This window comes from Pedobacter fastidiosus (genome assembly GCF_014306625.1).
Classification (GTDB): Bacteria; Bacteroidota; Bacteroidia; order Sphingobacteriales; family Sphingobacteriaceae; genus Pedobacter; species Pedobacter fastidiosus.
On record NZ_JACRYL010000014.1, the window covers coordinates 65,566 to 89,879 of the forward strand.

At 36.4% G+C, this 24,314-nt stretch carries 19 protein-coding genes; 8 read left to right on the forward strand and 11 right to left on the reverse strand.

The features are described 5' to 3' along the window. Positions 1-952: 952 nt before the first annotated feature. The 4 genes from H7U22_RS15950 (at position 953) to H7U22_RS15965 (ending at position 7,437) form a co-directional block, all read left to right on the forward strand. Positions 953-1,558, forward strand: a complete 606-nt coding sequence (locus H7U22_RS15950; RefSeq protein ID WP_187072338.1) for a TetR/AcrR family transcriptional regulator — start codon at positions 953-955, stop codon at positions 1,556-1,558. A 71-nt stretch (positions 1,559-1,629) separates the two neighbouring features. Then, a complete protein-coding gene (locus tag H7U22_RS15955) occupies positions 1,630-2,832 on the forward strand; it encodes an efflux RND transporter periplasmic adaptor subunit (RefSeq protein ID WP_187072339.1) in 1,203 nt (400 codons plus the stop codon). A 23-nt stretch (positions 2,833-2,855) separates the two neighbouring features. After that, positions 2,856-6,044, forward strand: a complete 3,189-nt coding sequence (locus tag H7U22_RS15960) for an efflux RND transporter permease subunit (protein ID WP_187072340.1) — start codon at positions 2,856-2,858, stop codon at positions 6,042-6,044. Beyond that, positions 6,031-7,437, forward strand: coding sequence for a TolC family protein (locus H7U22_RS15965; RefSeq protein ID WP_187072341.1), 1,407 nt, complete (start codon positions 6,031-6,033; stop codon positions 7,435-7,437). The genes H7U22_RS15960 and H7U22_RS15965 overlap by 14 nt, the downstream gene beginning before the upstream one ends. 365 nt (positions 7,438-7,802) lie before the next feature. On the opposite strand, the gene H7U22_RS15970 is transcribed toward H7U22_RS15965, so the two are convergent. From H7U22_RS15970 to mnmD, 6 genes are all read right to left on the reverse strand, one after another. Next, positions 7,803-9,350: a M20/M25/M40 family metallo-hydrolase gene (locus tag H7U22_RS15970; RefSeq protein ID WP_187072342.1), complete on the reverse strand. Its 1,548-nt coding sequence runs from the start codon at positions 9,348-9,350 to the stop codon at positions 7,803-7,805. Between the two features lie 109 nt (positions 9,351-9,459). Continuing rightward, on the reverse strand, positions 9,460-9,915 hold the full coding sequence (locus tag H7U22_RS15975) for a DoxX family protein (protein ID WP_187072343.1): 456 nt from the start codon (positions 9,913-9,915) through the stop codon (positions 9,460-9,462). Positions 9,916-9,949: 34 nt separating this feature from the next. After that, positions 9,950-10,246 (reverse strand): hypothetical protein, encoded by a 297-nt coding sequence (locus H7U22_RS15980; RefSeq protein ID WP_187072344.1) that lies wholly within the window; start codon positions 10,244-10,246, stop codon positions 9,950-9,952. A 1-nt stretch (position 10,247) separates the two neighbouring features. Next, entirely contained in the window at positions 10,248-11,357 is a 1,110-nt protein-coding gene (locus H7U22_RS15985) for an AI-2E family transporter (protein WP_187072345.1), read from the reverse strand. 79 nt (positions 11,358-11,436) lie between these two features. Further along, positions 11,437-12,384 carry an aldo/keto reductase gene (locus H7U22_RS15990; RefSeq protein ID WP_187072346.1) on the reverse strand — a complete coding sequence of 316 codons (948 nt, stop codon included), beginning with the start codon at positions 12,382-12,384 and terminating at the stop codon, positions 11,437-11,439. A gap of 75 nt (positions 12,385-12,459) precedes the next feature. Then, positions 12,460-13,131: a tRNA (5-methylaminomethyl-2-thiouridine)(34)-methyltransferase MnmD gene (gene mnmD / locus H7U22_RS15995; protein ID WP_187072347.1), complete on the reverse strand. Its 672-nt coding sequence runs from the start codon at positions 13,129-13,131 to the stop codon at positions 12,460-12,462. Between the two features lie 275 nt (positions 13,132-13,406). Between mnmD and H7U22_RS16000 the strand changes: the two genes are divergently transcribed. Continuing rightward, on the forward strand, positions 13,407-13,745 hold the full coding sequence (locus H7U22_RS16000; protein WP_187072348.1) for an MmcQ/YjbR family DNA-binding protein: 339 nt from the start codon (positions 13,407-13,409) through the stop codon (positions 13,743-13,745). Positions 13,746-13,747: 2 nt separating this feature from the next. On the opposite strand, the gene H7U22_RS16005 is transcribed toward H7U22_RS16000, so the two are convergent. From H7U22_RS16005 to H7U22_RS16015, 3 genes are all read right to left on the reverse strand, one after another. Further along, positions 13,748-14,350 carry a cytochrome b family protein gene (locus tag H7U22_RS16005; RefSeq protein WP_187072349.1) on the reverse strand — a complete coding sequence of 201 codons (603 nt, stop codon included), beginning with the start codon at positions 14,348-14,350 and terminating at the stop codon, positions 13,748-13,750. Positions 14,351-14,450: 100 nt separating this feature from the next. Then, positions 14,451-15,230, reverse strand: a complete 780-nt coding sequence (locus tag H7U22_RS16010) for a DUF2625 domain-containing protein (protein ID WP_187072350.1) — start codon at positions 15,228-15,230, stop codon at positions 14,451-14,453. Between the two features lie 144 nt (positions 15,231-15,374). After that, a complete protein-coding gene (locus H7U22_RS16015) occupies positions 15,375-17,411 on the reverse strand; it encodes a M13 family metallopeptidase (RefSeq protein WP_187072351.1) in 2,037 nt (678 codons plus the stop codon). A 568-nt stretch (positions 17,412-17,979) separates the two neighbouring features. Here H7U22_RS16015 and H7U22_RS16020 point away from each other — a divergent pair. The 3 genes from H7U22_RS16020 (at position 17,980) to H7U22_RS16030 (ending at position 21,517) form a co-directional block, all read left to right on the forward strand. Beyond that, positions 17,980-19,968 carry a heavy metal translocating P-type ATPase gene (locus H7U22_RS16020; protein ID WP_187072352.1) on the forward strand — a complete coding sequence of 663 codons (1,989 nt, stop codon included), beginning with the start codon at positions 17,980-17,982 and terminating at the stop codon, positions 19,966-19,968. Positions 19,969-20,103: 135 nt separating this feature from the next. After that, positions 20,104-20,739, forward strand: a complete 636-nt coding sequence (locus tag H7U22_RS16025) for a Uma2 family endonuclease (protein ID WP_222621883.1) — start codon at positions 20,104-20,106, stop codon at positions 20,737-20,739. Positions 20,740-20,881: 142 nt separating this feature from the next. Further along, a complete protein-coding gene (locus tag H7U22_RS16030; protein WP_187072353.1) occupies positions 20,882-21,517 on the forward strand; it encodes a Uma2 family endonuclease in 636 nt (211 codons plus the stop codon). A 62-nt stretch (positions 21,518-21,579) separates the two neighbouring features. Here the strand turns inward: H7U22_RS16030 and nhaA are convergent, their stop codons facing one another. Then, positions 21,580-22,737 carry a Na+/H+ antiporter NhaA gene (nhaA, locus tag H7U22_RS16035; RefSeq protein WP_187072354.1) on the reverse strand — a complete coding sequence of 386 codons (1,158 nt, stop codon included), beginning with the start codon at positions 22,735-22,737 and terminating at the stop codon, positions 21,580-21,582. A gap of 655 nt (positions 22,738-23,392) precedes the next feature. Continuing rightward, entirely contained in the window at positions 23,393-24,313 is a 921-nt protein-coding gene (locus tag H7U22_RS16040; protein ID WP_187072355.1) for a PorP/SprF family type IX secretion system membrane protein, read from the reverse strand. Position 24,314: the final 1 nt, after the last annotated feature.

A 24,314-nucleotide genomic window follows, 5' to 3' on the forward strand; every position in this document is an offset into this window, starting at 1 on the left:
CGAGGGGCAACTCCCCTCCTTATTTTCAAGGAGGGGTTGGGGGTGGTTTATTTGTTTGTTGCAATTATACTTCCCAAACCCTGACTCCAGCTGAAATGATGACCGTTTTAAAAAAGGATTTGAAACTTACTTAAGGTTTCTCCGTTCCGCTGTGCTCCAGTCGAAATGACGGTAGCTTTAGGAAAGATTTGAACTTATTGTTTCAAAGGTTGCTCCGTTCCACTGCGCTCCAGTCGAAATGACGACCACCTTAAAAGCCCTCCGTTTGGGATATGAGCTCCAGTCGAAATGACGGTAGCTTTAGGGAAGATTAGGTGCAAAATGTTTAAAAACTTTGAGGGGGCAACTCCCCTCCTTATTTTCAAGGAGGGGTTGGGGGTGGTTTATTTGTTTCTTGCAATTATACTTCTCAAACCCCGACTCCAGCTGAAATGACAACGGCTTTAGGAAAGATTTAAACTTATTGTTTCAAAGGTTTCTCCGTTCCGCTGCGCTCCAGTCGAAATGACGACCACTTTAAAAGCCCTCTCGCAGATTTTTATCTGCGCATATCTGCTTGATCTGCGGGAGATCTCTTTTTCATTATCTTCATTGAAATGCTTGTTGTTGTGTTTGTTTCTTGCAATTACCCAACTTCCCTAAATCCGACCGAAATGAAAAACACGCATCCCGATTTTCTCGGGAGCGGATTTGTAATAAAGGGCGGGACTACTGTTTCAAAAGAACTACAAGCATTGCTTTCCAAAGAAGAAAAATGTCTGTTTATCACGGTTTCCCTTAATTGATCAAATCCATTGAAAAATTAATTATTTCTAAAATCTTAATTAAAACTACCTTAAAGCCGTATTTTATCACTCGAAATTTCATTTGACAATTGAATGATTGTGTATTTCTGAATTGGTTATACATTTGCTTAACGGTGTTAGATTATTTACACCTAATATTCCAGATCATGGGAAGTAAAGAAAGAATTCTACGTTTAAAAGATGAAACCAGAACAAACATTCTGGATGCGGCCTTGAACATTGTTCAAACTGAAGGTTGGCAGGCATTAAGTATGCGTAAAATTGCCGACCAGATTGAATACACTGCACCGATAATTTACGAGTACTTTTCCAACAAAGAAGGGATTTTACTTGAGTTAACTAGGAGAGGTTATTTAATTTTAGCAAAAGACATTCGCGAAGCACGTGACAAACATGAGTTGGCTGAGGATAAAATGGAGGCGATGTGGGTTGCTTATTGGAACTTCGCTTTTGCCAACAAAGAGTTTTATCAACTGATGTATGGTGTGGATATGGTTTGTTGCAATGTAAAAAGTGCAATGTCCGAAGCGGAAAGCGTTGGTTCGATGTTGGGCGATGTTATCGAATCTTTATTTATCAAAAAACCAGTATCAGAGGATGATATCTGCATGAAATACTACACTTATTGGTCTATCATTCACGGTTTGATTTCTATTAATTTAGTTCGTCCGAATGGAAGAACGACAGACGAGTTAAACCAACAAATCTTGAAAGACGCCATTAAAGGCATTACATTATCCATTAACAACTAAATTTTTTTACCCGATAATTTAACACTGTTAGATTATTTATACACTTTAAATCCACTATAATTATTAATCATATGAATGCTATCCATCGTCTATTTATTTTACTTAACAGTGTTAAACAGTTTAACCAAGTTAAGGCAGTGTTAATTATTTCTTTACTCTCTATAATTCTTGTAAGCTGTAAGTCATCTCCTGATCAAGCTGCCGCTGCACCACCGCCACCAGTTTTGCCTGTGAGCTTGGTTAATGAAAGTTCTGAAACCACGTTTATCGAATATCCTGCATCTATTCAAGGTGCTGTAGATATTGATGTCCGTCCTCAGGTTAGCGGATATTTACAAAGTGTTTTGGTTAATGAAGGTGCTTATGTATCAGCAGGACAAACACTTTTTAAAATTAATGAAAACCCATATCGTGAGGCTTTGAACAATGCAAAAGCAAGTTTACATGCGGCTGAAGCGGCTATTTTAAATGCACAGTTAGAAGTTGATAAACTAACGCCTCTGGTACAAAATAAGGTGGTGTCTGATTTTCAATTAAAAACTGCAAAAACAGCCTATAAAATTGCACAAGCCAATGCTGAGCAAGCAAAGGCGAGTGTGGCATCGGCACAAATTAACTTAGGTTATACCAATGTTAAAGCTACGGTTAGCGGTTATATCGGTCGGATTCCTAAAAAGCAGGGAAGCTTGGTTTCTCCAACAGATCAAACTGCATTAACTCAACTGTCAGATATTCATGAGGTGCATGTTTACTTCGCCCTAGCAGAAAACGATTTTAACACTTTCAATAAAGATTATCCAGGTAAATCTCCTGCCGATAGGATTAAACATTTACCAGCGGTTGATCTGGTATTGGCCGATAATTCTACTTATTCTATAAAGGGAAAAATTGATATGATTGATGGCCAGTTTGATAAAAACACAGGTGCTATTACTTTGAGAGCAAGTTTTCCTAATGCAAATGGTGTACTCCGTTCGGGTAACACTGGCAAAATACGCTTAAGCTTGCGACATGAAGACGCAATATTGGTTCCGCAATCGGCAACGGTTGATATGCAGGATAAAGTATTTGTATTTACCGTAGGCGACAGTAGTAAGGTTAAAAAACAGTCTATCACTATTGTTGGTAAATCTGGCGAAAACTATCTGGTAAAAGATGGCGTAAAAGCTGGCGATCAGATTGTGTTAAGCGGGATAGATAAATTACAGGAGGGTATGGTTATTCAGCCTCAAAAAACAGCAGATAAAGTAGCTGTTACCAGAATAAAAAAATAATACGACAACAAATTTAAAAAGTCATGTTTCAGAAATTTATAGAAAGGCCGGTACTTTCAACTGTTATTTCCATATTATTGGTTATAGTTGGTATCCTTGGCTTAACAAAGTTACCCTTAGAGCGATTTCCAAATATCGCGCCTCCTTCTGTATTGGTAACTGCAGTGTACCCAGGAGCCAATGCCGAAACAATTTTACGTTCGGTTACCCCATCATTAGAAGAGGCCATTAATGGTGTGGAAAACATGACCTACATGACTTCCACGGCTAGTAACGATGGTACTTTAGGGATTACGGTTTATTTCGCACAAGGTACCAATCCCGATCAGGCTGCGGTTAACGTACAAAACCGGGTTTCGCAAGCTACAAGCCAATTGCCCGCAGAGGTTGTGCAATATGGTATAACAACTACTAAACAGCAAAATAGTTTTATTGGTGCTATAGGGATTTACTCAGAAGATCCAAAAAAATATGATGCAGTTTTTGTAAATAACTATGCACAAATCAATATCATTCCCGAATTAAAACGTATCTCGGGTGTAGGTTCGGCGAGTGTATTTGGTGGTATTAAAGATTACTCAATGCGAATTTGGTTAAATCCAAGTCAGTTGGCAACTTACAAAATTACCCCTAATGAAGTAATCAGTGCCATTCAGGATAAAAACTTAGAAGCAGCACCTGGCCGGGTTGGAGAACGTAGTAATGAAGCATTTGAATATATAATTAAATATAAAGGTAAACTTACCAAACCAGAAGAGTATCAAAATATCGCAATCCGTTCTAATTCGGATGGTTCTATATTACGTTTAAAAGATGTGGCCCGTGTAGAATTGGGGGCTTATAGCTATAGTAGTGTAAACCGTTTAAACGGAAAGGATGGAATTACCATTGGTGTAATCCAATTATCAGGCTCTAATGCAAACGAGATCCAGATTTCCATTGATAAACTGTTGGCAAAATTATCAAAAGATTTTCCAGCGGGAATTAAATACAACCAGTTTTACCGTACCAAAACCGATCTTGATGAATCTATTAATCAAGTTGAGCATACACTTATAGAGGCATTTTTACTGGTATTTATTGTTGTATTTATATTCCTACAAGATTTCAGGTCGACATTGATTCCGGCTATTGCAGTTCCGGTAGCTATTATTGGTACCTTCTTTTTTATGAATCTGTTCGGATTCTCTGTAAACCTTTTAACCTTGTTTGCGCTTGTATTGGCGATTGGTATTGTGGTGGATGATGCGATTGTGGTGGTTGAAGCTGTTCATGCCAAAATGGAAGAAGACCCAACACTTACCCCGAAAGCGGCAACTACGCAGGCGATGCATGAAATTACCGGGGCAATTATATCGATTACATTGGTAATGGCCGCGGTATTTTTACCAGTTGGTTTTATGACTGGATCAACAGGGATATTTTACAAACAGTTTGCCTTAACTATGGCTATAGCCATCATTATATCGGCTGTTAACGCCTTAACTTTAAGCCCAGCTCTAGCTGCTTTATTTTTAAAAAATAAACATGCAGCAACTGGCCATAAAGCACCAAAAAAAGGTTTTGTAGAAAAGTTTTATGCGGGCTTTAATGGCGGTTTTAATTATATGACCAACAGATATATAGGTGGCTTGAAAATTCTTATCCGCCATAAATGGATTAGTCTAGGTGGATTAGCCTTAATCGTTGCGGTTACCGTTTTTATGGTAAGCAGAACAAAAACTGGCTTTATTCCTACGGAAGATCAAGGTTTTGTTGCTATCGCTGTTGCCAGTCCATCTGGAACTTCATTAGCCAATACCAATAAAATGTTAAAACAAGCTGAAAAAGAGTTGCGTGCTATGCCATCAGCAAGATTTGTAATGTCGTTGGCTGGTTATAACTTTTTAACGGCATCAAACAGTCCGTCAGCTGGTCAGATTTTCTTATTGTTAAAACCAAATGACGAAAGAGGGGCGGTAAAAAATATCGATGAGATCCAAAATATTGTAAGGGCTAAAATGGCGGCTATATCTGCAGGTACCTTCTTTGTATTCAGTTTTCCAACTGTGCCAGGCTTTAGTAACGTTGAGGCGATGAACGTAATGTTACAGGATAAAACGAATGGTAGGCTGGATAAGTTTAGTGGTGTAGCGAATAACTTTATTGGAAAGTTAATGGCGAAACCGGCAATTGCTTACGCGTTTACGTCTTACAAAGCAGATTATCCGCAGTTACAACTGGATGTTAATAATGAAAAGGCCGATCAGCTTGGGGTAAGTGTTAAGGACATTTTACAAACTATGCAAACTTATTTTGGTACTGCACAGGCATCAGATTTTAACCGCTTTGGTAAATACTATCGTGTAGTGGTTCAGGCTGATGTATCTGATAGAACCGACCCAGCAAGTATTGACCGTGTATTTGTTAAAAACAAGTCAGGAGAAAGTGTGCCCATTAATACATTGGTTAAATTAACCCGTGTTTATGGTTCGGAAACGGCTTCCCGTTATAATCTGTTTAACTCTATTGAGGTAAATGCGATCCCAAAACCGGGTTTTAGCTCTGGTGATGCGATAAAGGCGATAGAAGAAACCGCTAAGGAACAACTTCCAGCTGGGTATGCCTATGAATTCTCTGGACAAACACGTGAGGAGATTTCTTCAGGCGGACAATCGACTGTGATATTCCTGCTTTGTCTGGTTTTCGTTTACTTCCTATTGTCGGCACAGTATGAGAGTTACATTTTACCATTAGCTGTAATTCTTTCTATCCCTACAGGTGTATTTGGTGTGTTTGTGGTATTGGGTTTAACTGGTATAGAAAATAACATTTATGTACAGGTAGCATTGATTATGCTTATTGGACTTCTGGCCAAAAACGCCATCCTAATTGTGGAGTTTGCACTGCAACGGAGAAAGGCAGGATTGAGTTTGTTTGATTCGGCTATAGAGGCCGCAAAGTTAAGGATCAGGCCAATCATTATGACTTCACTAGCTTTTGTGTTTGGTTTATTCCCGATGAGTATTGCAACAGGCCCATCTGCTCAAGGTAACCACTCCATTAGTATTGGTGCTGCAGGCGGTATGGTTTCAGGTGTAGTTTTAGGCTTATTCATTATTCCTGTACTTTTCGTAATCTTCCAAGCCTTACAAGAAAAAATTTCCAAAAAAACAAATGAGGTTGTTCACCATGAAGAACCTATTAATAATGTAGTATATGAAACGGTTTAATATTTTTACCATCCTGCTCCTTGTTTTAGTGTGGAGCGGATGTTCGGTTTCTAAAGATTTATCCTTGCCAAACATGGCGCCAGGTTTGTTTAGAAACTCAGTGCAGAAGGATTCTGCTAGTGTTGGCGATTTGCCCTTTAAAAGTTTTATCTCAGATTTAACGGTTCAGAATTTAATTGATACAGCGCTGGAAAAAAACTACGATATGCAAATTGCTTTAAAAAATATCGATGCAGCTGAAGTGCTTTTTAAACAATCAAAATTAGGTTACTTACCCGAATTGAAAATGCAGATAGCCGCAAGTTCGAGTCGTCCTTCTGATAATAGCTTAAACGGTTTAAGCATTAGTCAGTTTACAGATTCAAAACACATTGAAGATTACAGTGCTAATCTTGGTGTATTTTGGGAGGCCGATATCTGGGGCAAAATCCGCAATCAAAAAGCTGGCGCTTTAGCCAGTTTTTTGCAAACAGAAGAAGCTCGAAAAGCAGTTCAAACGCGTTTAGTTTCCAATGTTGCTGAGGGTTATTACAACTTATTAATGATGGATGCTCAATTAGAAATTGCGAAGAAAAACTTAAAATTAAATGATAGTACCTTACGCATTATTAACTTGCAATTTGATGCTGGTCAGGTTACATCTCTAGCCATACAACAAGCAGAGGCACAGCAGTTAAACGCTGCTCAGTTAATTCCCCGCTTGGAGCAGAATGTAATTTTACAAGAGAATGCTTTAAGTGTTTTAATTGGCACTTTGCCAAAAGCAATTAACAGGCAAACCAGATTGGATAATATGAGTATTCCCCAAAATTTAAATGTAGGTTTTCCTTCGGCTTTGCTAAGCCGAAGACCTGATATTAAAACGGCAGAATTAGCTTTAAATGTGGCCAACGCCAAAGTTGGAATTGCAAAAGCAAGTTTATATCCGTCTTTAATTATTACGGCCAGCGGGGGTATAAATTCCTTTAAAGCGAGCAACTGGTTTAACGTTCCTGCATCGTTATTTGGAATGGTATCTGGCGGAATTACTCAACCAATTTTTCAACGCGGACAGTTAAAAACCACTTACGAATTGGCTAAAATAGATCGGGATAAAACGGTTATTCAATTCCGTCAATCGGTTTTAAATGCTGTAGGAGAGGTTTCTGATGAATTAACAAAAGTTGAAAAATTGAAAACTCAATATACAATAGCAGAGAAAAGAGCTCGAACTTTACAACAGGCATCTAGAAATGCGAGCTTACTTTTTAAAAGCGGGATGGCAAATTATTTAGAAGTAATAACGGCTCAAGGCAATCTGCTACAAAGCGAACTTGAACTAACAACCATTAAAACAGAACAATTAAATGCTGTTGTAGGTTTGTATCGTTCTTTGGGCGGTGGCTGGAATTAAGTTTCCAAAGAAATGCCTTTGTCTAATGTAATTAAGTTAAGATTTTAACCACAGATGGACACAGATAATCATTGATTTTAATCTCTGTGTCCACTCTTTTATCTCTCGGAAAATCGGGACAAGTTGTGGTTAAAAATATTTGTTTTTCGTCTCTTTGCAAGTGAAAACAATTGTGCTATTACATATCAATTAAGATTATCAACAACCAATAAAAAAGGAGCTGTATCGTAAAACTAAATTGTCATTTTGAGCTTGTCGAAGGATTAATAAAAAGTGCATTTAAGCATTTCGACAGGCTCAATGTGACAAAAACTAAAGAAAATTGATTTATGATACAGCCTCTTATAAAGTTTATTTAATCTTACTTACAAGCCACCTTTTCGGTTCGATTTAGTTTGAACTGGCCATGTTGCTGGCTTTCCGGTACGTTCGTTAACCGGTAAATCAGTGGCTTTCTCATTCGAAGTTTTCTCGGGATCTTCACAGGCCATGTAAACCAAAATTGCAGCCAAGATCACGTTGCTTCTAATTTCGTCGAAAACCAATTTATCATAACTATCACGATTGGTATGCCAGGTGTAAGTTCCGTAATCCCAACTGGTAGAACTTAAAGAATAACCCAAAGCACCAGCAGCTACAAAAGATGCAAAATCAGAACCGCCAGCACCCGGAGTACCTGGGAAGTTGGTTTTGATTTGATTTTTAATTGTATCTGGAACTTTAGCCAACCAACGTGTGATGTAGTCTTTTGATTTCGCAAATCCTTGGCCTCCAATATTAACAACTCTTCCAGTTCCATTATCTTGATTGAATAATGCCTGCAAATTGTTTACAATTTCTGGATGATCTTCTACAAAAGCTCTTGAGCCATTTAAACCTTGCTCTTCACTACCCCAATGTCCAACTAAAATTGTTCTTTTAGGGTTTGGATAAAATTTCTTTAAAATTCTCATCGCTTCCATCATCATAATGGTTCCCGATCCGTTATCAGTTGCCCCACTAGCTCCATCCCACGAATCGAAATGTGCAGACAGCATTACATATTCTTTTGGTTTCTGCTTGCCTTTAATCTCAGCAATAGTATTAAAAGTTGGTACAACACCAAGCTCCTTAGATTCCGTTTCTATTTTAAGCATTGGTTTATCGCCGTTAACAGCTAAACGATAAACTAAACCATAATCCTCTACAGATAAATCTATTGTAGGGATTTTCGTGGTATTTGCACCAAAAACCTTATCTACGCCAAAACCTTGCGACCAATTGTTAATCACGATTCCGGCAGCACCAGCATTTTCTATTGCTAAGGCTAAATTTTTAGCGCTCAATCCAGTTTTTGCAACGCCTGATGCAAAGGCTTTCACGGCATCTGCTTTTTCTTTTTTATATTTTTCAAATAAATCTTTTGTTGCAAATTCTTCCCAATTTTTTTCAGGTCGGCCAGAAATTTGGTTCAAAGAAATAAGTACTAATTTGCCTTTAACGCTAGGTAGCCATTTTTGGAAAGATAGAGAATCGGTTATTGCAGGCAAAATAATTGCTTCGGCATTTACAGGTTTTCCATTGGTTGATGGGCTCCAAGCCAATTGTGTGCCTTCCAAAGTTCTTAATCGTGGACTAACCAAATCAATGTGAGAAACGCCTCGTTCCCAACCACGCCATTCGCCCCATTTTTCGTTCTTTGCAGAAATGCCCCAATCGCTATATTTTTTTACTGCCCAATCATTCGCCTGCTTCATTTGCGGACTACCAACTAGCCTTGGTCCAACAACATCTAATAATTCGTGAGCCAGTTTTTCAAGCTGGGAATTTTCGTTAACCTCCTTTACAATATTGTCTATTATTTTATTTTCTTGTGCAAATACAAAAGACGATGAAAACAAAAGTAGTGCAGTAAACAGTAATTTTTTATTCATAATTAGTTCGGTTTTTCTTAATTGACGAGCTAATTTAATAAATAAGGACGCGTTTAAACCATGATAATGGAAATGTTGCAGAATGAATCTCTGCGAAAAATCTTTTCAATTAATATGGCCTGATACTGAAATACCAAACCCAAGCGATTAAGAATAATTGAAAAGGAATACGAAACCACAAATATTTTAACCCGGGACCAGGTTTATGCAAATTTTCATAATTAATATTGTTTTTGGCTGCATAAATATTTGATGGAAAAATGACAATCAAAAATATAATCAAGGCTATGCCGGTATAATATCTAGTATTTTCGATTCCTAAACCTATAGCAAATAGAATTTCCAATGCTCCAGTAATTAAAACAATTTCAACCTTTTTTGGGATAAACAAAGGAATCATTGCGGCCATACTCGTTTTAAATTTAAAATGCCCCATGGCAGTAAAAAGCAACATAATACTCATCGCTATGTTTCCAGCGAAAAGATAATTCTTATCAAAATCTGTGTATTTGTTAAAGGCAACAAAAAGAATAAAGGCAATAAGAAGTATGAATAGGGGCTTCATTGATATTCAATTTTAGGATAACTTTCTCTTTTTCCTATTTTATTAAATTAAATGCAATTAAAATCGTAGCAACAAAAAGGACAACCAATCCAGAAAGGAAAACAATATCGGCGAACTTTTCAAGTTTTTGACTTTCACTTCTTTCTCGTCGCATGGATATAAAAGAGAGGATACAGCTCGTCATAAAAAACATAACGGCTGCAACAGCAAATTCATCAATTAATGAGCCATCTGTTAAATTTAATTTTCTTAAGGATGTTAGAACAATAAAACATATTCCTAATAAATTGGCTGATGTACTTAGTATGTGCGGAGATCGATTTTCGGGCATCTTAATCTTTTTCCTCTAATTTAATCTTTTTAGTAATTCGGTACACACGTTTCTTTTTATCAGGTTTATGTTCTTCGCCCATTAAAATTCCCCAAGGTTTCAATGTATCTACACGGTCGAAAATGATCTTTAGCATAGCCAAATATGGGATGCATAAAAACATTCCAGAGATTCCCCAAATCATTTCGCCCACAACAATGCCAATGAAAGCGAAAAGGGCATTGATTTTTACTTTGGAACCTACAACTAAAGGCATCAAAATATTTCCATCAACCGCATGCACTGCTACAAAAGCAACCAAAACAAATAATACTTTAGCTGCCCCAGCAGTAGCGAAGGTTACCAAACAACTAACTAACAAAGCAAAAAATATCCCCAAATAGGGCACAACATTAAATATCCCACCGATAAGACCTAACAAAATAGCATACTTGACACCTAAAATGCTCAAGATACTAATGAGAAGTACGGAGACAATAAACATTTGAAGGAATAAGCCAATAATGTATTTTTTAATAATGTATTGAATCTGCCTAACAATCTCACTAACTTTTTCTTTGTGCTCTTCTTTAAATACTGCTGTTAAAAAAGTAAATAATACCCTTCTGTAATTTAAAATGAAAAATGTAAAAAGCAATGTAAAGCCTAAAAATAAAAATGTTGATGATACCGTTGAAAGTGTTGTGCCAACAATAGCAGCACTGGTAGCCAAAGCTTTATCCTTACTATCTTTTATGTAATTTCCAGGCGCTGGAATTGTTACTCCAAAATTTTTGTTTACCCAATGGTTCAGTTCATCAAAAGATTCTGTTCCTTTTTTTTCTAATAAGGGCCAATCTTTCCATAAATCGCTTAATTGGTTACCGAAGAAATAAATTACACCAGCTACAACTGCAATCATTAATATTACTGCAGAAATTGTAGAAAGACTCCGTTTAAAGCTTAATTTTTTTTCTAAAAAATTTGCAACTGGCAACATCAGAATCGCCATCAAGAAGGAGAACAAAAGTGGAGCTAAAAGTGATTGTCCTATAATGGCAATGTAGGTTAAGCTAATTAAACAGAATAGAACTAGCGCAAGCTTGGGCAGAAAAGAGAGTTTATCTTTCATATAATTTTAAATCCTGTTTAATACAAAATGCCCGATTAATTGTTTTATTAATCGGGCATTTAAATATAATAGTTTATTTTTAATAGATGCTCGCTTTATCTAAAATGGAGATGTCTTCAGGGCGCAAATTTAAATTTGCAGCATCTGTAAAAGATTTTAACTGGCTTAAATCTGTAACACTTGCAATAGGTGCTGTAATAGAAGGATGATGAATTAACCAAGCCAAAGCAACAGAAGCAGGTTCAGTATGATGGGTTTCGGCAACTTGATCTAAAGCGCCTAAAATTCTGAATCCCCGTTCGTTTAAATATTTTTTAACACCACCACCGCGTTGACTTTTCTTTAGATCATCTTCACTACGGTATTTTCCAGTTAAAAAACCACTTGCTAAAGAGTAATAACTAATTACACCCAAGCCATGCTCTAAACAAATTTTTTCGTGCTCTTTTTCAAATTCTTCCCGGTCAAATAAATTGTAGCCTGGTTGATAAACTTCATAACGTGGAAGGTTGTGTTCACTTGAGGAGATTAAAGATTCTTTCAAACGATCTGCAGAGAAGTTTGAAGCGCCTATCCAACGTACTTTTCCTTCTCTAATCAAAGTTTCATAAGCGCTTAAAGTTTCTTCAACTGGCGTAGTCTCATCATCGAAATGAGAAAAATAAAGGTCTATATAATCAGTTTTTAGGCGAGTAAGCGAATGCTCAACTTCATTTATAATGTAATCTTTCTTTAATGATTTACCTGATCCCATATCAGATCCAACTTTCGTTGCAATAATAACGTCGTGGCGCTTATTGTGTTTTTGAAGCCAGTTACCAATAATTGCTTCCGATTCTCCACCTTCATTTCCTGGTTTCCAACGTGAGTAAACATCAGCAGTGTCGATAAAGTTAAAACCGCTTTCCACAAAGTGATCTAATATTTCGAACGATTTTTGCTCATCTATAGTCCAGCCAAAAACATTTCCTCCAAATACAACCGGCGCAATACTTAAATCTGTTTTTCCTAAAGTTCTTTTTTCCATGATATGAATTGTTAATACAAAACTAACAAAATTGAAAGCTCTAGGTTTTTATTAGAGGTCGGGATTGTGTAATAATTATTTATCCTCAGCTTTAGTAGCTCTTAGCATTTCTCTTTTTCCGGGTGCTCCAGGCAATTTCTCAATTGTAAAACCATTTGCTTTAACGGCTCTTTTTAATTTTCCAGTTATGGCGTAAGTAACGAAAACACCGCCAGGTTTTAAAAAACTACAAGCGTGACTTATAATTTCATCACTCCACATTTCAGGTTGATGCTGAACTGAAAACGCATCGTAATAAATTAGATCAAATTTTTTGCTTGTGTCAAATTCTGCCAATGTAATATGCGGAATCTCAAGTTCGCAAAGCGGTGATAAATTTTGTTCAGCTTTTAATGCGCCATCATAATTTTCAATAAAACTTGTCCATATTTGTTCTGGAACATAGGCTTGATAACCTGTTTGCTCAATAACTTCTCTAGTAAGCGGAAAAGCTTCAATACTGGTATAATTTAGTTTGATGTTGTTTTCTGCGCAATATTCATAGCTTAAAATAAAGTTTAATCCGGTTCCAAAACCAACTTCTAAAATCAAAATTTCTGATTTTTGTGCACTTGAAAATTTTAATCCTGCATCAATAAAAACGTGTTTACTCTCTTGTAAAGCGCCGTGTTTACTGTGATAATGTTCGCCAATGGTTTCGCTGTAAAGTGTGTTCGAACCATCTGCAGTTGGGGTAATAATATTCATGACCAGGATTTTTTTAGGATTAAAAGATTTTAGGATCAGGGTGCAAAGATACAGTAGGATTTTAAAGTATTATAGGATTTTCAAGATCGAGGAGCAAAGATATAGCAGGTTTTTTTTAGGATTTGTGGATTTTAGGATCAGGGTGCAAATATACAGCAGGATTTTTGAGGATTATAGGATTTTCAAAATCGAAGAACACCTTTGGTAATAAAGTGCCAGCCTCTTACCTTTGGTCTTTCTGCTTTAACCTTTAGTCTTTCTTCTTTTAGCTTATTATGGATATTGAATCTTTCAGAGAATATTGTTTGAGTTTGCCTGGTACAACCGAGGGTATGAAATGGGATCATTTGTGTTTCATGATTGAAGAAAAAATCTTTATCATCATTGCAATTGATGAAGGAAGTCGGTTTTCTATTAAATGTAATCCTGATGATTTTGATGCATTAACTGCAAGGGATGGAATTGCGCAGGCTTATCATTTGGCTAAACGCAAATGGATTCAAATCGAAAATTTGGATGTGTTAAATGATCAGGAATTGAAAAGTAGAGTAGCGGATTCTAGAGCAATGGTTTTGGCCAAATTACCGAGGAAAATCCAAGCAAAATATGTTTAAGTTTATTTTGATCTCTCCAATTTATAAAATATCGGTGGTCTTTTCTTCTTTTTGAGGAATACAATTACTGTCGCAGAAAATAATATCGCAAACAAAATTGATAATTTCATTGTGCCTAAATGAGCTAAAATAAAAACTATTCCTAAAATAGAATGACCATTTGATACATCATACTCATCCCCGCTCTCCATTTTTATGGCAAGAATAAAGGAGAAAATAAAAAATAGCCAAATAACTGCCATAGCAATAATGGGTTTTTCTACTGCCTTTTTTATTGATTCTCTATCCAAGGAATATTCTGAGTTTGGAATGTTTTCTCTTAAATACTTAAGTATTTCGTCTTTTTTAACTTGATTTTTTATCACCAAAAAATCAGAGCCTCCATTTAGCTCCAGATTGATAAATGGTTTTCCCTTCTGAGTACTAATCCTTTTTAAATAATTTAGTGGAATTCCTCTTATCTTTTTCGTTGGAATTTTGCCTGAATTTAAATCCATTACATAACTATCAAGTTCATTCTGAGATGGATTTCCTTTATAAATAATGCTTTTATCAATCGCAATAATTCTATCACCTTCATTTACTTTATTAACCCAAATTTTCATACTAAATATTTTTTTTGGGGATGAATTAAAATAGGGACTATGACTATATTTTAAAAAAGATATTTTTTTTTGCAAATAGGATTTATGAATTTTAATTGACTTAATTTTTCTCTTCTTTCTTTTCAGTTGATGAATTTGCTTGCAATTCTTTTTGCTTCATAATGTTAAATTTGAAAAGTTCTTCTACTGTTACCAGTTTTCTAGTGCATTTTTCAATGTCTGTTCCTTCTTTAGCCCATAAATAAGGGCGGAAACTGTAAGATTTATTTCCATCTAAGTTTGCTATAAACTGGTTCCAGCTCCCCCATCTTAAACCTTTGTAAAAAGTAGAAAGGTCACTATCAAAGCAGAATAAAATAAACTCGCCATAACCTGCGCCTAACGATTCCCAATTTAAACTATTGGGTGCCAAGTAGTAAACATTCTTTAAATCTTTCCCTAAAGCACCGTAATTAATGGCGAAAAAACCTCCAACAGCATCATCTGCAACTAAAAGATAACCTGGCTTATCGCCATATTCGGTAATGGTTTTCCCTTTGTTCCATTCTGCTACATTTCTGTTCAATCTGGCACTCCCTGATCCTAAGATCCTGATCCAACCATTATCAACCATTATTCCGCCAGTGTTGTAAATCACTGCGCCTAAAGTAGAATAGGTGCTCACTTGTGCATTATAGAGGGCGTCTTTGGCTTTTGCAGAATCTAATTCTAAAACTTCAACTTTGTTTTTGGCAGAATCTACCCACTTTTTTACAATCGGCCATGCCGGATCGGTTTTATTAATCAACTCATCAATGCTTTCCATTTTATTTTGTGCAAATGATGCATAGGATAAAAAAGTTAAACTGAAAATGAATATTTTTTTGATCGTACTTTTCATTAAGTAATGTTTATATTTTTCAAAGATATAATGATAAATAAGAACCTGAATATTTTGGCATAAAAAAACGCCCCAAATAATCGGGGCGTTTGCAATATAGGTTTGATATTCCTCTCGGGATGAATTTACTGATGGTAATAGGAGTTACCACATTCTTATTCTGTCTTCTGGCTTTTTATACAATTTGTCGCCAGGCTTAACATCAAAGGCATTATACCAAGCATCCATATTAACCGGTGCACCAATTGTGCGGTACGGACCAGGAGAATGTGGATCGGTTTTAATTAATTGAGCAGCACTTTCTGGTAAAATATTACCTCTCCAAACTTGTGCCCATGATAAAAAGAAACGTTGATCTGGCGTAAAACCATCAATTTTATCGTTGCTTTGGCCTTCTTTGGTCATTTTAAAAGCAGTATAAGCAGCATTTAAACCGCCTAAATCGCCAATGTTTTCGCCCATGGTTAATTTACCAATAACATGAACGGTATCCAAAACGGTGTATGAATCAAATTGTTCGCCCAAAGCTTTTGTTTTAGCATCAAATTTTGCTTTGTCTTCTGCAGTCCACCAGTTTTTTAAGTTACCGGCAGCATCGTATTGGCTGCCGCTATCATCAAAACCGTGGCTCATTTCATGTCCAATTACAGCACCAATTCCACCATAATTTACAGCGTCATCTGCATTTGGATCGAAGAAAGGAAACTGTAAAATTCCTGCTGGGAAAGTAATATCGTTCATTGTAGGACTGTAAGATGCATTAACTGTTGGTGGCGTCATGCCGAAACGATTGCGATCTACAGGTTTCCCTAATCTAGTTACATTTTCATTGTATCCCCAAACACTAGCATTGCGTAAGTTTTGAAAATAGGTGTTTCTATTGATTTCTAAACCTGTGTAAGTTTCCCATTTAGTGGTATAACCCACTTTAGATTTAAAAGCAGCAAGTTTTTCTAGTGCCTTTTTCTTAGTCTCGGCGCTCATCCATTCCAAACCATTAATTCTAATTTCAAAGGCTTTACGCAGGTTTACAATCATTGCATCCATACGGGCTTTGGCCTCAGGTTTAAAATATTTAGCAACATATAATTGGCCCAATAATTCGCCAATAGTGCCATCAGTTAAAGATGACATCCGTTGCCAACGTGGAGTTTGAATTTTTTGTCCGGTTTGTGCTTGTTGAAAAGCGAAACTTGCCTTAACAAAAGGAGAACTTAAACTTCCGGCAGAACCTTTTAAAATGTTCCATTCTAAGTACGTTTTCCAATCCGCTACAGAAACCGATTTCAGCATCCCATCTAAACTCGTCATAAATTTAGGTGATGAAACTAGCAAAGTATCCTGACCTTTAATTTTGAATTTAGGTAAATAAGTTGCCCAATTAATATCTGGAGTTTTTGCGTTTAATTCGGCAACGGTAAGTTTATTGTATGTAGAATAAGGATCACGCATTTCCAAACGGCTCATTTGAGCTTCAGCAAGCGCTTTTTCAATTTTAAAAACTGTTTCAGCTTTTTGTTTAGCCACTTCTGGTGTACTTCCTGTTAAAGAAAACAAGGTAGTCATGTAAGTATTATAAGCCTCGCGGATTTTAACACTACGTGTATCGTCTTTTAAATAATAATCACGATCGGGCAAAGTTGTACCACCTTGGCCAATATTAACCATGTATTTATTTACATTCTTGCGATCTTGGCCAATACCAATGCCAAACATAGCCCCACCAATGCCGTTAACCCGCATGTAGGCAACATGATCTAAAACGCCCTGAATATCTTTAATTTGTTTAACTTTTTCTAAATCTGGTTTAATAGGCGTGTAGCCCAATTTTTCGATGGTTACTGTATCCATACCAGCTGCGAAAAAATCGCCAACTCTACGTTTTACAGAACCAGCAGGTGCAGATTTATCAGCAGCCGCATCTTCTACTAATGTTTTTACAGCATTAATATTAAAGTCTCGCAACTCGTTAAAACTTCCCCAACGGGTTTCTTTTGCAGGAACAGGATTGTTTTTTATCCAATTTCCACTGGCATATTGGTAGAAATCATCGCCAGGTTTTACAGATTGATCCATGTTTGATGGATCGATGAATTTTTTTGGCACTTGTGCATTTGCTGAAAAGCCTACGGCAACAAGACCGAGTGCAGCAAAATAGCTTTTCAAATTTTGGTATTTCATTCGCTTAATAAGTTAGTTTTAATAGCGAAATTTATGAAATACTAATTAATACTGAAACAATATATTAGAAATATTACTTATAGAACCAGTAGTAAATTTTTGCTAAGCCAAGCCTTCTAATAAATTCAGCAGGCGAGAATAGGGTTTTAATAGACTTCATGATTTTTAAATCTTATACACTATTAACATTTTTTAACATTATTTATTGTGTTGCTGTAAAAATTTTGATTATTAAGAATGATTCAGAATAAAGCATTAATTTTGAAAATATGTATGTTTAGGTTTACATCATTTGAAAATTAACGTTCAGTATTTCATAAGATTTGAAGTCTCGTACTAACGGCACTCCTTTGGGCCTTTTTGCTACAACAAAAGCAGAAAGGGCTTTTGGTTTTCGCTGCAATCGGGTTTATTAACTTTTGATATTACTACTATTTGTGCCACCTAAACCCGACAAAGTGGAAAACCCGGAAGCCAATTTTTTTTTGGCTGAGGATTTGTAACAATGGCGGGAACAAAGAAACCGAAGAGAAACTGTTGTTGCTTTTCAATAAATAATAATAATTAAATGAGTCATACCCACGATAAAGAAGATAGCTGTTGCAGTAGTAAAAAACATTCTGCGGAAAAACAAGAGCATAACCATTCGCATAGCCATGAAGAAGGGGAGGAGCATGATCACGATCATGGTGGTGATCCATCTGCGTTTAAAACTTATTTGCCTGCTCTGGTTACTTTTGTAATGTTACTTATTGGCATCGCTTTCGATAACATTTTTAAAATTGAAGCATTTGCCTTAGTTCGTCCATATTGGTATATAATTGCTTATTTGCCAGTTGGTATTCCTGTTTTGCAAGAGGTTTGGGAAACGTTTAAAGCAAAAGATTTTTTTACAGAGTTTTCTTTAATGTCAATAGCCACAATCGGCGCTTTTTGCATTCAACAATATCCAGAAGGGGTTACTGTAATGCTTTTTTATACCATTGGTGAGCTTTTCCAAATGGTAGCGGTGAATAGAGCGAAACGAAATATTAAAGCTTTGCTTGATGTTAGAGCAGATATAGCCAATGTTTTTCGCAATGGGAAATACGAAACTGTAAAACCCGAAACTGTTGAGATTGGGGAAGCCATTCAAATTAAAGCAGGAGAAAAAATCCCTTTAGATGGCGAATTAATTTCTGATAAAAGTAGTTTCAACACGGCGGCATTAACTGGAGAAAGTAAGCCTAAAACCATTAATAAAGGCGAAACCGTTTTGGCAGGAATGCTGAATTTAGATAAGGTAATCGAAATAAAAGTAACCAAAGCTTTTGCAGATAGTGCTCTATCACGCATTCTGGAAATGGTTCAAAATGCAACCACACGTAAAGCAAAAACAGAATTATTTATCCGCAAGTTTGCGAAGATTTATACCCCAATTGTTTTCTTTTTGGCCTTGGGCTTAGTAACCATTCCGATCCTAATTTTAGGAAGCGACTATAATTTTCAGACCTGGCTTTACCGTTCGCTGGTTTTTTTGGTTATTTCCTGTCCTTGCGCTTTGGTTATTTCCATTCCTTTAGGTTATTTCGGCGGTATTGGTGCTGCATCTGCAAATGGAATCTTATTCAAAGGATCTAACTTTTTAGATTTGATTACCAAACTGAATACCGTGGTAATGGATAAAACGGGAACGCTTACTAAAGGCGTTTTCAAAGTTCAGCAAGTGGAAAGCAATCTTGATGAGAAAGAATTTATAAACTTTTTAACGGCAATTGAAGCAAAATCTACCCATCCAATTGCTAAAGCTATTGTAGAATATGCAGGGGATAAGGAAATCCATCCTGCAGAAAATATCGAAGAAATTTCGGGAATGGGATTAAAGGGGACGGTTAATGGTAAAGAAGTTCTTGCCGGAAATGTTAAGCTTTTGGAGAAATTCAAAATTGAGTTCGATGCTAAAATAAAAGATATTGAGGAAAGCATTGTTGTTGTAGCGCTTGACGGTAAGTATGCTGGTTACGTTTTAATTGCTGATGAAATTAAAGAAGATTCTGCTGAGGCAATTAAACAACTCCATGCAAGTGGCGTAAAGCAGGTGGTAATGCTGAGCGGCGATAAAACTTCGATTGTTAAAAAAGTTGCAGGAGTTTTAGGAATCGACTCTTATTATGGTGATTTATTGCCAGAAGATAAAGTAGCAAAGCTTGAGGAGATTAAAAAAGATAAAACTAAAGTGGTTGCTTTTGTTGGTGATGGCATAAACGATACTCCGGTTTTGGCTATTAGCGATATTGGAATTGCAATGGGCGCCATGGGGAGCGATGCCGCAATTGAAACAGCCGATGTAGTTATTCAAACCGATCAACCTTCAAAAATAGCGACTGCAATTAAAATTGGTAAGGCTACAAAGAATGTAGTGATTCAGAATATTGTTTTGGCTTTTGCTGTTAAGGCGTTGGTTTTAATATTGGGTGCTGGTGGTATTGCAACCATGTGGGAAGCTGTTTTTGCGGATGTTGGCGTAGCGCTTTTAGCTATTTTAAATGCAGTTAGAATTCAAAAGATGAAGTTTTAGTTCTTCTAAATCGGTCGTACTCTGGTTTTATTCGGAGTCTTAATGGAAAAAATTTCTATAAAATTAAAACTTAACACAGGAATTTGCTGAGAAGCTACGGCTTTGTATTACTATAAAAGTTAGTATATTTGGGTTATGTCAGAGCCAATTCCATATCCAACCAATTTACATGACGGGCCCGTTATGCAATTTGAGGATATCGATGTGTCTTTAACTTACAGCTATGCAAATTATTTGAATTGGCTTTTCGAAGATAGGGTTGAACTTATAAAAGGCAAAATCTTTAAGATGAGTCCTGCGCCCTCAAGAGTGCATCAGAAAATTTCTATCAAAATTACCAATCCACTCGTTAATTTTTTAAAAGGCAAATCCTGCGAGGTTTACAATGCTCCATTTGATGTTCGTTTTCCTAAAAAAAGTAAAGCAGATCAAGATATTTTTACAGTTCTCCAACCAGATATTTGCGTAATCTGCGATAAAGCCAAACTAGACGATCGCGGCTGTATTGGTGCTCCAGATCTAATTGTTGAAATCCTTTCTCCGGGCAATACCAAAATGGAATTGCTAAACAAATATCAGGTTTATGAAGAGTTTGAGGTTAAAGAATATTGGGTAGTAAGCCAAAGCGACCAAAGTATTCTTATTTATACGCTTAATGATTTAGGCAAATTTCAACCTTCCAAAATATTTACACTTAGCGAGAAAATTTCTTCTACTGTTTTACCAGGATTTGAACTGGAATTAGATGATGTTTTTGGAGATTTAGATTAATCAGATTTTCGTTATTTCGAAGTATAAATCAATCTTAAAATATCCTTTTAAATCTTTTTTGAGTTCTTTTTTTGGAATCAAGTTTCAATAAAATCCATCATAAAGACTTACTTAATGCTATAAAATTTAGTATATTTGGTTTATGTCAGAGCCAGTTCCATATTCAACCAATTTACATGACGGGCCAGTTATGCAATTTGAGGATATCGATGCGTCTTTAACTTACAGCTATGCAAATTACCTGAATTGGCTATTCGAGGATAGGGTGGAACTTATTAAAGGTAAAATCTTTAAGATGAGTCCGGCACCCTCAAGAGTTCATCAAGAAATTTCTAGAAATATATTTAAGCCACTTGTTAATTTTTTGGATAGAAAGATTTGTAAAGTTTACTCAGCTCCATTCGATGTTCGTTTTCCGAAAAAAAGCAAAGCAGATCAAGATGTTTTTACAGTTCTCCAACCAGATATTTGCGTAATCTGCGATAAAAGCAAATTAGATGATCGTGGCTGTATTGGTGCTCCAGATCTAGTTGTTGAGATTCTTTCTCCAGGCAATACCAAAATGGAATTGCTAAACAAATATCAGGTTTATGAAGAGTTTGGGGTTAAAGAATATTGGGTTGTAAGCCAAAGTGATCAAAGTATCCTCATTTATACGCTTAACGATTCAGGCAAGTTTCAGCCTTCCAAAATATTTACACTTAGCGAGAAAATTACTTCTACTGTTTTACCAGGATTTGAACTGGAATTGGATGATGTTTTTGGAGATTTAGATTAGTATATATCTAGTTGCCTTTATCATTTAAATAAAAATTCTATAAAAACTGTGACGTATATCGCTTAATCTTTAGATTTAAGGGATTTCAAAAAGATGAAACCAACCAATCCAGATAAAATTGATGCCGTTAAAATAGCAAACTTCGCTTCAGAAATATGAAGCGCATCACTAAAGGAAAGTAGCGCAATAAATATCGACATTGTAAAACCAATTCCGGCTAACATACCCAATCCTAAAACATGCTTCCAGCCTGCACCCGTCGGCAAATCTGCCCATTTTAATTTAACGGCAACCCAGCTAAAAAAAGTTACACCAATGGTTTTGCCTACAAATAATCCAACAATTATTCCCAACCCCAAAGGTGATATTAAACCTGAAATCATTTCTTTCTGAAAGGTAATATTGGTATTGGCTAATGCGAAAATCGGCATAATTAAATAATTAACTGGAACAGTTAAAAAGTGCTCTAGTTTTTCTAATGGCGATAAAACATCCGTTTCATTAGTCGGAATTGTAAAAGCTAAAAGCACACCTGCAATTGTGGCGTGAATACCAGAATGATGGATGAAATACCACAGGAATATTCCTGGAATCAAATAGAAAACCAAGTTTTTCACTCCGAAATAATTCATTAAGCCAAGTAAAATCAGTATTCCTCCAGCCATCGCCAAGTATTCAAAATGAATTTGGTTGGTGTAAAAAATTGCGATAACCAATATTGCGCCTAAATCATCCACAATAGCCAAAGCTGCTAGAAATATTTTTAAGCTTGTCGGCACGCTTTTTCCGAGCAAGGCAATGATGGCTAAGGCAAATGCTATATCTGTTGCCATTGGGATTCCCCATCCAGAAGCTGAAGTTGCTCCTTTGTTAAATAGAAAATAGATTACTGCTGGAACAAGCATTCCTCCAAGCGCAGCAATTACAGGTAGTGCTGCACTTTTAACTGATGACAATTCACCTTCGATTAATTCCCTTTTGATTTCTAAACCGACCAATAAAAAGAAAATGGCCATAAGTCCGTCGTTTATCCATGCCAAAATGCTGTAATTAATGGGGCCGAAACCGAGTTTGATTTCAAGAAAATTGGCGAAGCTATCTTTAGAGGCTGTATTTGCGATGATTAGAGAAATGACAACACAGGTTAAGAGAATAAACCCACCGACTTGCCCTGATTTGAAGAAACGCTTGAAGACTTCTAGGTTGATGATTTTTGCCATTGGTGTAAAAATAAGGATTATTATTTGGTTTGTTGTGGCCTGTTTTGGCTGAGAGAGCTGTAGCAATATCCTATTTAATAAATTATTTCATTTGCTCCCATCTTTTCCTATGCCCTGTTGCATGATGATTATAAGGCGAATGACTAATGGCGTTAACTCTTTATTACGCTTCCTTTCCATTTCAGGGGAAAGGTGCCGATAGGCGGATAGGGGTTTCTCTGCTCTGGCTTTCCTCGGCTCACCGCCGCCGAGGGGCCCTTTCTTTTCTCTTGATAGAAAAGAAACAAAAACCGAGCATTTCTGCGAGCTCATGAATACAATTAAAAACAGCGAACACTAATGAATAGATCAAGGCTTGAAAGCCCCACCCCAACCCTCCCCAAAGGAGAGGGAGCTACTCTATGAATAAAGGTGCTGTTTTGGTCATTCGGATTATTAAAGTTCGGGTACAGGTTTCAACTGCTTCTCCTTCCATCATTTCCTATGCCGGATAGCAGGGTGCGATAACTGTTTATTACGCGTCCTTTCCCTTTCAGGGGAAAGGTGCCGATAGGCGGATAGGGGTTCAAAAAAGCCACAAATTCTCAGATTTTTAAATCTGCGAATCTGTGGCGATAAGATTCTGAATCAAATTCAGAATTATTAATTGATTTACTTATGGTTTCTTACCAATATTCACTCTCACATTGATTTCAAAATCGCCATCTGTATATCCACTGATTGCCGAAGTTGCGGTGTTGTAATAAGCCATAAAGTAAACTGTCGATTTATAATTCATTCCGAAGCCAACCGTTGCATTTTCAGTATTGTGGTACATAGCCATCACATATAATTTATCGTTCGCAAAATTGGCATTAACACCAGCATCCCATAAATTATCGTAATTTTTTATTCCTCTGAAAACACCTTTGGGTTCTAAAGTAATTCCATTTAAACCCGTTCCCAAGGTAAATTTATAACTGATGGCCGAATAAAATGTAGGTTTATCAGCAAAGCTTAAATCATCATTTCTAAATACCGATCGCATATTTGGCACTGCACCTTCAACATTTAATCCATTGGAAGTATAAGAAACTCCAAAATCTCCATCTAAATAATACCCTCTATCGTTAAAACGAGCAATTGAAGGGTCGTTAAAGTCGATATTCCTAACACTACTTAAATCTAATTTATCTTGACTAGCACCAAAAGAAACTCCAAAATTCAGTTTCTGATCTTCACCGTTTAACGGTAAGTGATAAGCAAACGTTCCAACGGCTTTGGTGCGTTGCAAACCGCCAGATTTTTCATTATAAATATTTACGCCCCAGCCCACTTTATTTACTTGCTGATCTAAAGTTACGCTTTGCGTAATTGGTGCGCCCGGAATGTTGGACCACTGTTTTCTAAAGCTTCCATTTATGTTAAAACCTTCATTTACGCCGGCCATAGATGGATTTACCAAATACTTATTTTGAAAATATTGCGCATTTAAAGGCAGAATCTGAGCATTGGCTTTGTTGAAAATAAATGTGCTTGTTGCAAATAAGAAGGTTAAGCGACTAATCTGCTTTATGTTTTTTATAATTGCTTTCATG

Bases quoted from the DNA above. Each gene is read 5' to 3' on its own strand.
- H7U22_RS15950 (WP_187072338.1), top strand. From the start codon at position 953: ATGGGAAGTAAAGAAAGAATTCTACGTTTAAAAGATGAAACCAGAACA.
- H7U22_RS15955 (WP_187072339.1), top strand. From the start codon at position 1,630: ATGAATGCTATCCATCGTCTATTTATTTTACTTAACAGTGTTAAACAG.
- H7U22_RS15960 (WP_187072340.1), top strand. From the start codon at position 2,856: ATGTTTCAGAAATTTATAGAAAGGCCGGTACTTTCAACTGTTATTTCC.
- H7U22_RS15965 (WP_187072341.1), top strand. From the start codon at position 6,031: ATGAAACGGTTTAATATTTTTACCATCCTGCTCCTTGTTTTAGTGTGG.
- H7U22_RS15970 (WP_187072342.1), bottom strand. From the start codon at position 9,350: ATGAATAAAAAATTACTGTTTACTGCACTACTTTTGTTTTCATCGTCT.
- H7U22_RS15975 (WP_187072343.1), bottom strand. From the start codon at position 9,915: ATGAAGCCCCTATTCATACTTCTTATTGCCTTTATTCTTTTTGTTGCC.
- H7U22_RS15980 (WP_187072344.1), bottom strand. From the start codon at position 10,246: ATGCCCGAAAATCGATCTCCGCACATACTAAGTACATCAGCCAATTTA.
- H7U22_RS15985 (WP_187072345.1), bottom strand. From the start codon at position 11,357: ATGAAAGATAAACTCTCTTTTCTGCCCAAGCTTGCGCTAGTTCTATTC.
- H7U22_RS15990 (WP_187072346.1), bottom strand. From the start codon at position 12,384: ATGGAAAAAAGAACTTTAGGAAAAACAGATTTAAGTATTGCGCCGGTT.
- mnmD (WP_187072347.1), bottom strand. From the start codon at position 13,131: ATGAATATTATTACCCCAACTGCAGATGGTTCGAACACACTTTACAGC.
- H7U22_RS16000 (WP_187072348.1), top strand. From the start codon at position 13,407: ATGGATATTGAATCTTTCAGAGAATATTGTTTGAGTTTGCCTGGTACA.
- H7U22_RS16005 (WP_187072349.1), bottom strand. From the start codon at position 14,350: ATGAAAATTTGGGTTAATAAAGTAAATGAAGGTGATAGAATTATTGCG.
- H7U22_RS16010 (WP_187072350.1), bottom strand. From the start codon at position 15,230: ATGAAAAGTACGATCAAAAAAATATTCATTTTCAGTTTAACTTTTTTA.
- H7U22_RS16015 (WP_187072351.1), bottom strand. From the start codon at position 17,411: ATGAAATACCAAAATTTGAAAAGCTATTTTGCTGCACTCGGTCTTGTT.
- H7U22_RS16020 (WP_187072352.1), top strand. From the start codon at position 17,980: ATGAGTCATACCCACGATAAAGAAGATAGCTGTTGCAGTAGTAAAAAA.
- H7U22_RS16025 (WP_222621883.1), top strand. From the start codon at position 20,104: ATGTCAGAGCCAATTCCATATCCAACCAATTTACATGACGGGCCCGTT.
- H7U22_RS16030 (WP_187072353.1), top strand. From the start codon at position 20,882: ATGTCAGAGCCAGTTCCATATTCAACCAATTTACATGACGGGCCAGTT.
- nhaA (WP_187072354.1), bottom strand. From the start codon at position 22,737: ATGGCAAAAATCATCAACCTAGAAGTCTTCAAGCGTTTCTTCAAATCA.
- H7U22_RS16040 (WP_187072355.1), bottom strand. From the start codon at position 24,313: ATGAAAGCAATTATAAAAAACATAAAGCAGATTAGTCGCTTAACCTTC.